1 protein-coding gene is annotated in these 1,358 nt (G+C 43.2%); it reads left to right on the forward strand.

Annotation, left to right across the window (positions count from 1 at the left end; translation table 11 throughout):
- Positions 1-273: 273 nt before the first annotated feature.
- Positions 274-1,194, forward strand: coding sequence for a carbon-nitrogen hydrolase family protein (locus LJE09_RS17170; protein ID WP_008707457.1), 921 nt, complete (start codon positions 274-276; stop codon positions 1,192-1,194).
- Positions 1,195-1,358 lie beyond the last annotated feature (164 nt).

Genomic DNA, 1,358 nt, shown 5'->3' on the forward strand with positions numbered 1-1,358 from the left:
TGAGCAAGAAGCCCCCACTTCAAAATCTGGGATTTAAGTGGTGGGAGCATGTCACGAAAATATGGGTTGGAAAATAGTCACAGCCACTCTGTGATTTATATGCCAGGTGGATTCCACAATTGACTGGAAAGAAAATCAGCTTACAAAACGGGTGAAATCTCAATCGGAATTGACCGAGCTGAAAGCGAGGGATACTTCTTGTCCGAGGGGCAAGAAGGTGGAACTAAAAATAATTAGAACAATCGGAATTTGTAAAGGAGTGAAATTGTCGTTATGAAGGATATCAAAACCACTTGTAAAATCGCATTAGTACAGGCAGAGCCTGTTATGTTCAGCAAAAGCGCATCACTTAAAAAGGCACTTCAATATATTTGTGAAGCAGCAAGCCAAAAACCGGATTTAATTGTTTTCCCGGAACTGTTTATTCCGGGATATCCTGTTGGAATGAATTTCGGTTTTAGCATGGGAAAACGAAGCGATGAGGGACGAAAAGACTGGAAACGATACTACGATGCCTCTGTTGTTGCCGGAGATTCGGAGTTCCAACAACTCGCAGAGGCAGCCAAAAAAGCGGAGGCATACATCAGCCTTGGATTTTCCGAGCGAGACGCTGTTAGTGGAACGCTCTACAACAGCAATGTCATTTTTGAACCGAACGGGTCATATAAGGTACACAGAAAGTTGAAGCCCACAGGCTCTGAGCGTGTTGTATGGGGAGATGCGAATAAGGATTATTTCCCTGTTACTGAAACACCGTGGGGACCAATCGGCAGCATGATCTGTTGGGAAAGCTATATGCCGCTTGCTCGGGTAGCGCTCTATCAAAAGGGAATCACCATTTATATTTCGCCAAACACCAATGACAATCCAGAATGGCAAGCCACTATTCAGCACATTGCAATCGAGGGGAAATGTTTCTTTGTAAATGCTGATATGATTATCAGACGCAGTTCGTATCCTTCTGACTTGTGTGAGCGCAATATCGTATCGGAACTTCCGGAATTTGTGTGCAGAGGCGGAAGCTGCATCATTGATCCGTATGGTCATTATTTGACAAAGCCGGTTTGGGATGAAGAAACCATCATCTATGCAGAGCTCGATATGAGCCTGCCTGCCGCCTGTAAGATGGAGCATGATGCGATTGGACATTATGCACGTCCGGATATCCTTGAACTTAAAGTCAACGAAAAATAATAGTCTGTTGGCTCATCAACTTCCAGTTTACAGAACTGAATCAAAAGAGCTCGAAGGAGCTCTTTTTCCTTTTTTATAATAGTATCATTATGGTATAATAGAGACATTAAAATCGTTAAGGAAAGAATCGAAGGTGGTGCAAACGAAAAAGCAGTATGGAGACT

The sequence above is a fragment of the Blautia sp. DFI.3.45 genome, assembly GCF_020593505.1.
In the GTDB taxonomy this organism is placed as follows: domain Bacteria; phylum Bacillota; class Clostridia; order Lachnospirales; family Lachnospiraceae; genus Blautia_A; species Blautia_A wexlerae.

Excerpts from the sequence above, each read along its gene's own strand:
- LJE09_RS17170 (WP_008707457.1), top strand. The coding sequence starts at position 274 with ATGAAGGATATCAAAACCACTTGTAAAATCGCATTAGTACAGGCAGAG.